Origin of the sequence: Parabacteroides sp. AF27-14, assembly GCF_003635425.1 — a bacterium.
Lineage (GTDB): Bacteria > Bacteroidota > Bacteroidia > Bacteroidales > Tannerellaceae > Parabacteroides > Parabacteroides distasonis.
The window spans coordinates 185,926-194,576 of sequence record NZ_QTLZ01000009.1 but is presented as its reverse complement, the minus strand read 5'-3'; the positions used below and the strand labels follow the sequence as shown (position 1 = coordinate 194,576).

At 38.5% G+C, this 8,651-nt stretch carries 12 protein-coding genes; 8 read left to right on the top strand and 4 right to left on the bottom strand.

Going from position 1 to position 8,651, the window contains the following annotated elements; genetic code table 11:
- Positions 1 to 154 precede the first annotated feature (154 nt).
- Complete coding sequence (locus DWY79_RS11855; protein ID WP_010182987.1) at positions 155 to 382, top strand: hypothetical protein; 228 nt, start codon at positions 155 to 157, stop codon at positions 380 to 382.
- A 77-nt stretch (positions 383 to 459) separates the two neighbouring features.
- On the top strand, positions 460 to 711 hold the full coding sequence (locus DWY79_RS11850; RefSeq protein WP_005862263.1) for a hypothetical protein: 252 nt from the start codon (positions 460 to 462) through the stop codon (positions 709 to 711).
- 61 nt (positions 712 to 772) lie between these two features.
- Here the strand turns inward: DWY79_RS11850 and DWY79_RS11845 are convergent, their stop codons facing one another.
- A complete protein-coding gene (locus tag DWY79_RS11845) occupies positions 773 to 1,234 on the bottom strand; it encodes a type I restriction enzyme HsdR N-terminal domain-containing protein (RefSeq protein WP_005856901.1) in 462 nt (153 codons plus the stop codon).
- 55 nt (positions 1,235 to 1,289) lie between these two features.
- Here DWY79_RS11845 and DWY79_RS11840 point away from each other — a divergent pair, with 55 nt between their 5' ends.
- The 5 genes from DWY79_RS11840 (at position 1,290) to DWY79_RS11820 (ending at position 6,155) form a co-directional block, all read left to right on the top strand.
- Positions 1,290 to 2,066, top strand: coding sequence for an AMP nucleosidase (locus tag DWY79_RS11840; RefSeq protein WP_005856904.1), 777 nt, complete (start codon positions 1,290 to 1,292; stop codon positions 2,064 to 2,066).
- A gap of 19 nt (positions 2,067 to 2,085) precedes the next feature.
- The gene (holA, locus tag DWY79_RS11835) at positions 2,086 to 3,108 is read left to right on the top strand and encodes a DNA polymerase III subunit delta (RefSeq protein ID WP_005856906.1); all 1,023 of its coding nucleotides are present in this window, start codon (positions 2,086 to 2,088) and stop codon (positions 3,106 to 3,108) included.
- An 841-nt stretch (positions 3,109 to 3,949) separates the two neighbouring features.
- Entirely contained in the window at positions 3,950 to 4,399 is a 450-nt protein-coding gene (locus DWY79_RS11830) for a helix-turn-helix domain-containing protein (RefSeq protein WP_199705227.1), read from the top strand.
- Positions 4,400 to 4,464: 65 nt separating this feature from the next.
- Positions 4,465 to 5,250: a dihydroorotate dehydrogenase electron transfer subunit gene (locus DWY79_RS11825; RefSeq protein ID WP_122369374.1), complete on the top strand. Its 786-nt coding sequence runs from the start codon at positions 4,465 to 4,467 to the stop codon at positions 5,248 to 5,250.
- A complete protein-coding gene (locus tag DWY79_RS11820; protein WP_005862273.1) occupies positions 5,238 to 6,155 on the top strand; it encodes a dihydroorotate dehydrogenase in 918 nt (305 codons plus the stop codon). Before DWY79_RS11825 ends, DWY79_RS11820 begins: the two co-directional genes overlap by 13 nt.
- A gap of 101 nt (positions 6,156 to 6,256) precedes the next feature.
- On the opposite strand, the gene DWY79_RS11815 is transcribed toward DWY79_RS11820, so the two are convergent.
- Entirely contained in the window at positions 6,257 to 7,018 is a 762-nt protein-coding gene (locus DWY79_RS11815; protein WP_036628709.1) for an exodeoxyribonuclease III, read from the bottom strand.
- 136 nt (positions 7,019 to 7,154) lie between these two features.
- Between DWY79_RS11815 and DWY79_RS11810 the strand changes: the two genes are divergently transcribed.
- Positions 7,155 to 7,859 (top strand): MgtC/SapB family protein, encoded by a 705-nt coding sequence (locus DWY79_RS11810; protein WP_005862277.1) that lies wholly within the window; start codon positions 7,155 to 7,157, stop codon positions 7,857 to 7,859.
- Positions 7,860 to 7,868: 9 nt separating this feature from the next.
- On the opposite strand, the gene DWY79_RS11805 is transcribed toward DWY79_RS11810, so the two are convergent.
- Both DWY79_RS11805 and DWY79_RS11800 read right to left on the bottom strand, forming a co-directional pair.
- The gene (locus DWY79_RS11805; protein ID WP_008772149.1) at positions 7,869 to 8,339 is read right to left on the bottom strand and encodes a C-GCAxxG-C-C family protein; all 471 of its coding nucleotides are present in this window, start codon (positions 8,337 to 8,339) and stop codon (positions 7,869 to 7,871) included.
- Complete coding sequence (locus tag DWY79_RS11800; protein ID WP_122369373.1) at positions 8,326 to 8,631, bottom strand: Dabb family protein; 306 nt, start codon at positions 8,629 to 8,631, stop codon at positions 8,326 to 8,328. The genes DWY79_RS11805 and DWY79_RS11800 overlap by 14 nt, the downstream gene beginning before the upstream one ends.
- Positions 8,632 to 8,651 lie beyond the last annotated feature (20 nt).

Here is an 8,651-nt window from a genome sequence, read left to right as displayed (position 1 = left end):
CACACGTTCTTTTAATTGTTAATTACGTGTGAAGTAAATCTGTATCATGTCATTCTATGTCGGCACATTAAAAATGTAATTATTTTGAAATAATATGCAGCGTTTATCGTTTTATAAGCATCTAAGCTTATATAGTCATAAAAACAAGTTAGACATGAAGCCATTGATTTTATCTTTTTTTGCGGTTTTATTAGGATACTCATTCTTTTTCGATAAAGATGATGAAATAAAATTGCGTAATGTTGACCAGATATCGTTGGAATCTAATTCTACGATGCCTGAGAGGGGTGATTCTGTCACTTTGTATGCGAAAAGGCTCCCTAATACTCCGGAATATATTTTACGAATCGCAAAACCGGAGGATTATCTCTTTACGAAATAAAATTTTCGTGTTAAAATATTTGTTTATTTGACGAATATTGCTATGTTTGTGCCCATGTAACTTTTAATGCGTGGGATATGGATTTGAAATCTACTCAATATATAGAAAAAACAGGAAGTGTCGCAAAGGCATTCCTGTTTCTTTTTCTTCTCTTTCTATCAAGCATATATAATCTGTTTAAGTTTGCCAGCCTTGAAAATGAGGAGGTAGAAGTATCAGATATGGTGCTACCTTCTAAGACTTCCGGTGATGTCGAGTATATAGAACAAGATGACTTATCTGCAAACTGTAAATTCCTAATCGATAGAACTACTCACTGGTTGGGCTGAGTAAGCCCTTATCTGATCCGTGTGAGTGCATAGAAGGATAAGGGGGACTTATTTTAGATAATTAAACGATTTTCTCCAATAGATTGTATTCCGGTATATCTTCGAGGAAAGCATACGTCTGTTTCTCATAGTCAATTTTGCAACAAAAATGACGGATGCCGTTGCTTACGGTTAAGTATTTTACGTGTAAGACCATGTTATAACGTACGATTTGATCGAATACAGCGCTTGTTATCTCGATATGTGGAGCTTTATATTCAATAATCATTAGAGGTGCTAGAAACCGATTGTATGCAACGGTATCGCATCGCTTGGATGTTCCGTTTAGTTTTACCGCTACTTCATTCGCTAAAAGTTCTTGAGGATAGTTTTTTTCCGTGACCAAATAGTTCACGAAATGTTGTCGTACCCATTCCTCTGGCGTTAATGCGACAAATTTTCGGCGTACAGGATCCCAAATAGAAGGCTTTCCTGCTTTCTCCGTAACTTTGACTGAGAATTTTGGTAGATTTAATGGGAGCATTTGCTATATTTGCTATTTATATTCTAACTAAAATGCACCTCAAAGGTAGTTATTTATGAGAACAAAACAAGAAATCGTAGAAAATTGGCTGCCTCGTTATACCGAGCGAAAGCTAGAAGACTTCACTAAGCACATATTACTCACTAACTTTACTAAATATGTCGAGATATTTGCGGATCATTTTAATGTCCCGATTTTGGGATTGAAAAGTTCGATGCCCAATGCCTCGGCAGAAGGGATTACCATTATCAATTTTGGGATGGGAAGTGCGAACGCTGCTACAATCATGGATTTATTATCAGCAGTCATGCCCAAAGCGGTGCTTTTCCTCGGTAAATGTGGAGGATTAAAAAGAGCGAATGTATTAGGGGATTATGTATTGCCAATAGCGGCGATCCGAGGTGAGGGAACGTCGAATGAGTATTTACCACCTGAGGTACCTTCATTGCCCGCTTTTTCAATGCTTCGTGCCATTTCTTCCGCCATACGTGATCATGGAAAAGATTATTGGACAGGTACGATTTACACGACAAATCGCAGGGTTTGGGAATACGATAATGCTTTCAAGGAATATCTTCGTAGTACGCATGCCACTGGTATCGATATGGAAACCGCAACCTTGCTTACTGCCGGTTTCGCTAACCAAATACCTACGGGTGCATTGTTGATGATATCGGATAAACCGATGGAAGAAGATGGTGTAAAAACAGAAGCGAGTGACCGGAAGGTAACTCAACAATTTGTAGGAGAACAGGTAATGTTGGGAGTTGAAGCTCTTCAACAGATTTTGGATGGTAAGAAAACCATCCGTCATATCCGTTTTAGTTGGTAATAGCGAAACCTCATAATTTATGGCAAAAAAAGAAATTACTTTCGAGGAGATTTGTAGAGATATAACAGCAAGGAAGTTTCAGCCTGTTTATGTGTTAATGGGCGAAGAGCCTTTCTTCATCGATCAAATAACAGATTTGTTATTAAAAAGCGTATTAGAGGAATCTGAGAGAGATTTCAATCAGATTATTCTATACGGCGCAGATACAGATGCTATTTCTATTATCAATGCGGCACGTCGTTTTCCGATGATGTCCGAATATCAATTGATCGTTGTTCGAGAGGCTCAATTAGTGAGAGATATAGAGTTGCTGAGCAGTTATGTGAAGAATCCTTTGTCATCAACTATTTTGGTCATAAATTACAAATATAAGACTTTAGATCGCCGTCGTGCGTTAGCGGCCGCAACCGATAAAAACGGTATTTTATATGAGTCAAAAAAGATCCCGGATTATAAAATGCCGAGTTTTATCACCTCTTTGATGCAACAGCGTTCTATCGGTATCGATCCAAAAGCCGCTCAAATGCTCTCAGATTTCCTTGGAAACGATTTAAACCGTCTTAATAAGGAATTAGATAAGCTGGCAATTATCTTGGCTGAAAAGGCCTCAAAACGCATCACACCGGAATTGATCGAGCAAAATATAGGGATTAGTAAAGAATACAATAACTTTGAGCTGATAAAGGCACTTGCCATGAAGGATATATTAAAGGCTAACCGGATCGCTCAGTATTTTGAGAAAAACCCTAAAAGTAATCCGATACAGATGACACTTCCTGTATTATTTAACTATTTCTCAAACTTGCTGATTTGTTATTATTCAAAGGATCGATCGGAATCAGGATTGATGACCGCACTTGGTTTACGGGGAACTTATCAAGTAAAGGACTATCTTTTGGGGATGAAAAATTATCCAGCGATGAAAGTTTTTAATTTGATCAGCGATATCCGAACGACTGACGCAAGATCTAAGGGAGTGGAAAACTCTTCAGCGACAGATGCAGATTTACTAAAAGAATTACTTTACAAAATTTTACATTAAACAGAAATCATAGACTTAGTGCAGGCAAAAGGGCCTTTTTTCCTAGAATGATGAAAAAGTCAAACTGGAAAAAGAGGCCTTTTTGTTTATTTATCAATTAATTACGCATATTTTATCTCTCTGAGATTTTAAAATTTATTCAATCACGTATCTTCTTCCTCAAAAATTCCAAGAAATCCATACTTAAAGCTATAATCGGTATAGCCATAGATTGCCTTCATTATCCGTTAAAGGAAAAATAGACAAGTTGGCAGTAAAATAAATAGAGTAAAATTATATTGTATACAAATATAACCGAGAAATAGATGTTTACAATCATATATACAATAAAAGTATTTGAGTAGATTACAAATGTTGGTGGTTTTTGTAATCATTATATAGGCGTTACAAATGTATCATATTTACATTACTAATATAAATCATGGATTACTATATATTTCTTTATCCACGTAAGATTTGCTATAAATTATAAATAACCAGTTTTTTATATAGAAATATTGATTGTTTACATTAACTAAACATGTTTTTTCGTCTACAAACGTATAAAAACCCCCTAACTATACATCATATGTATTATTATATTTACATATAGATCAGATATATATGCTATTTTTCTAAAGTTTTTCTAAATACTCTATACCTCCTTCTTGAACACGGTTTACAGTTCTACCCATCACATATGTATCGGCGTGACACATATGTATTAATTTAGTTTTATAAAAATAAATTGCACAAATGGAAATATTGATTTATCTTTGTATCTAGTTTACTTTATGGAGATTTATCTTAGTAAACGGTCATAATGGCAGTATTCTAGTAAGAATTTAAGATATATATGAATATGAGAGATCGTATTTTAAAAATAATGGAACGTGAAGGACTTACCCCTTCTAAATTTGCCGAATCGATCGGTATACAGCGTTCGGCAATGTCACATATTATATCTGGGAGAAATAATCCGAGTTTGGATGTTCTGCTAAAAATACTGGAACGGTTCACTTATGTTGATTCTGACTGGCTATTGTTTGGCAAAGGCGAAATGATCCGAGAACATGTGTTAACTGAACCTAATTTGTTTACAAATATGCTTGAAAATCGTCCCAATGTACAAGTTGTTGCCGAAAATCGCAAGGAAATTGGGGTTGAGACACCTGTAAACATCCATAAACAACCTGTTGTAGAGCAAGTTATATGCCAAGAAAAGCCTTCTAAAAATGTTAGTAAAATAATGATATTTTACTCCGACAATACGTTTGATACTTTCGTCCCTGAAAAAAACAAGAAAGACTAAGGTAAACTGTTCGGTATATACGTTATATTCATGTATCTTTGCGGATAAATTGAGTAATCGTGTATATGAAGAAGTACATCTTAGACATGAAGGTGACTGAAAACTGTCACCTTCATAAAAATTATTGCCTGCTAAAGTTAACCTCGGATGGGAATCTTCCAGAGATGCTTCCCGGACAATTTGTAGAGGTTCATGTAGAAAACTCTCCTACAACATTCTTACGTCGTCCGATTTCCGTCAACTATGTAGATAAGTCTAAAAATGAGTTGTGGTTATTGATTCAACTTGTTGGTGATGGCACGAGAAAAATGGCAGAATTCCGTCCCGGTGATATTGTAAACATAATGCTACCACTGGGTAATAGTTTTACAATTCCTTCCAAGGAACAGGAGAACAAAAGACTTTTGCTGATTGGTGGTGGTGTTGGAACCGCTCCGATGTTATATCTAGGAGCTTGTTTAAAAGAAGCCGGTTTTGAGCCTACTTTTCTACTTGGGGCTCGTTCTAAGGATGATGTATTGCAATTAGATGAATTCCAGAGATTTGGTAAGGTTTATATCACAACCGAAGATGGTTCGCTAGGCGAGAAAGGGTATGTGACTAACCATACGATCCTTAAAGAGGTTCGATTTGACCAGATTTATACTTGTGGTCCTAAACCAATGATGGTGGCGGTAGCGAGATACGCAGGTGCGGAAGCTATTTCTTGCGAGGTTTCTCTTGAGAACACGATGGCTTGTGGCATAGGTGCTTGTTTGTGCTGCGTAGAGAAAAACAAGGAAGGTCATAATGTGTGTGTATGTACAGAAGGTCCCGTATTTAATATTGAGAAATTGTCATGGCTGAATTAAATGTAAACATTGGGAATTTACCGTTGAAAAATCCGGTAATGACAGCATCCGGCACGTTCGGATATGGTATAGAATATGCTGATTTCATGGATATTTCACGTTTGGGGGGTATTTTCGTGAAAGGTACCACTATCCAACCTCGTGAAGGTAATGATTATCCAAGAATGGCGGAGACTCCTTCCGGAATGTTGAATGCCGTGGGGCTTCAGAATAAGGGCGCCGATTATTTCGCTGAGCATATTTATCCGGAGATCAAGGACATCGATACGAATATGATCGTAAACGTGAGTGGATCTTCGGTTGAAACGTATGTCGAGTGTGCGGAAAAGATCGCAGAGTTGGATAGGATTCCCGCTATCGAACTGAACATTTCTTGTCCGAACGTAAAGCAAGGTGGTATGGCTTTCGGCGTTACTACGTGTGGTGCGGGGGAGGTTGTTAAGGCTGTTCGTAGGGTTTATCCAAAGACACTTATTGTAAAACTTTCTCCTAATGTAACTGATATTACGGAGATCGCTAAAGCTGTTGAAGCGGAGGGTGCGGATTCTGTTTCGTTAATTAATACGATGCTTGGAATGGCCATCGACGCAGAGAAACGTAAACCTATATTATCTACAATAACTGGAGGTCTTTCCGGGCCTTGCGTAAAACCTGTAGCTCTACGTATGGTATGGCAAACGTATCATGCGGTAAAGATTCCAATTATAGGTTTGGGAGGTATTTCAAATTGGAAAGATGCCGTGGAGTTCATGTTAGCTGGGGCTAGTGCTATCCAGATCGGAACTTATAACTTTGTAGATCCAACTGTTTCTATCAAGGTTATTGATGGATTGAATGACTATTGTGACCGACATGGTTTTAAATCAGTAAAAGAGTTGATCGGAGCATTGGATATTCAGAGATAATCTAAGTTCATTTATAGACTTTATTTCCATTTTTTCAATAATAAAAAAGGATGTGTTCGCTTACGCAAAAAGAACACATCCTTTCTTTTTATTATGAAAGATTATTCGATCTCTAATACGGCCGGACAATGATCAGAATGTACGGCATCATTTAATATATAAGCGGCTTTAACTTTCGGCTTCATATTGTCGCTAACCATACAATAATCAATACGCCATCCTTTATTTTTAGATCTGGAATTGAAGCGATAACTCCACCATGTATATTCTTGCTTATCCGGGTTCAAGAAGCGAAATGTATCCGTAAAACCTGCGGATAAGAAGCGAGTCATCCATTCCCGTTCTTCCGGAAGGAAACCACTGTTCTTTGCGTTCCTGATCGGATCATGAATATCTATCGGCTCGTGGCAAATGTTGTAATCGCCACAGAGAATTAAGTTCGGACGGGATTTCTGTAACTCAACGACATATTTCTGGAAATCTTCCAACCATATCATCTTAAAATCCTGCCGTTCATCCCCACTAGTCCCGGAAGGATGATAGACACTTACGATCGATACATCCCCGAAATCAGCACGGAGGAAACGTCCCTCATTATCATACTTCTCGATCCCCATTCCATACTCGATATGATCCGGTTCCTGTTTCGTAAGAATGGCCACGCCACTATATCCCTTCTTTTGGGCACTAAACAAATAAGACTTATATCCTAAAGTCTCGAATGTTTCCGACGGAAACTGGTCTGGTTGTAACTTTGTCTCTTGGATACATAACACGTCTGGCTGTTCTTGAGCCAACCATTCGGGCAAGCCTTTACCTACGGCAGCCCTTAATCCATTTGTATTGTACGTTATTATTTTCAATTTTTCTAAGTTTAGAGGTGAATGACTTTTATTCTGTCTCAAAGATACAACTTTTGACGATTTTACATTGTTTTCATTCCATAATCGGTACATAGAAATTTTCTATATTTGTATAACTTAGAATGAATGACAGACTATGCTGGAACATTTGAACGATATTTTAGAGAATACTCAGATAACGGCCTCGACCGCCGCCGTACGATTAGCTATCAGTTTCGTGCTTGGCGCTATTATCGGTGTAGAAAGACAATTTCGCCGCAGGGACGCTGGTATGCGAACCTTTACCTTGATCTGTATGGGATCTGCCGCCGCCATGTTGATATCTATCTGGATACCACAAACCTATCCGAATTTCTTGAATGGAGATCCGGGGCGTATCGCCGCCCAAGTCCTTACAGGTATTGGTTTCTTGGGAGCAGGAGCTATTATTCAAAGTCATGGAAGCGTGCATGGACTCACTACGGCGGCTTGTATTTGGGTAATGGCTGTAGTAGGTTTGGCCGCTGGTGCCGGTATGTTCTTGGCCGCTTCTATCACTACGGCATTTACCTTGTTCGTATTGGTTTCTTTAGAAAGGTTGGAGCGACGTATGTATTTGGATGGTGTTAATAAAATACTTACGATAATTTGCTCAACCTCGACTCCCGATCTTAAAGGTATCCGGAAAATCTTGGAAAATAGGAGCATATTTATCGTAAGTCTTTCTTATGAGCATAATTACGACAAGAATACATCGACAATTACCTATAAAGTCAATGTGAAATCCAAGTCCTCTTACAGTGAGTTATTCACTGAGATTCGAAAACTTGGTTACATTTCACAAATACGTCTTCTAGCTTGACAATCCCGTTTATTCAAGTTCACCCTTTAGCATATGCCCGGCGATACGAGCCGCTTCCTCAACGTATTTACCGCAAGGACGTTTGGCATAATACTGTTGTGTGCGTGCGGAAGGAGCGGGATTCGTCGATGTCTCTTCCGGAGGAAGAAGGCTACGGCAAATGATCGTCCCATGTTTCTCCTTGAATAAAGCCGCCATTTTTTGTACCATGCCATAGTTGCGGGCACGCGCCTCTTGATCTAGCGGATCAAATACCGGATACTTAAATCCGGCTAACATCGCCATTGCGTTTACGGTACCACAAACCTCACGCATGCGTCCGACACCTCCTCCAAAAGATACAGACATCTTTTTCGCCAGCTCTAAATCCAACTCGAAGACATCCGAATAAGCGAGGAATACTGATTGAGCGCAATTATATCCGGACTCGAAGTTGTGGACCGCTTGGTTCACACGCTCCTCTATATCAAAGGATTTCATAGTCAACACAAGCTCTGTCCGCCTTTACCGGGCCAATAATTCCTTTAGCGACCGCTACATGTTCCGGATGATTAGCGTACGTATTTACATCTTCCAAGGTAGGTAATTCAGTAGTTAAAATAATATCCCAAGTCTCCGCCTGATTACAATTAAAATCTACACGGATCATTTTCAATACGTCTATCTTATTGATTAAGGCTTCCAGCTTATCCTTAATTTCTTGCATTTTGGCTTGCTTCTCAGCCGGAGTTTGAAACTCCCTCAACTTAAACATTACAATATGTCTGATCATAATCGCTATACGTTAATTAT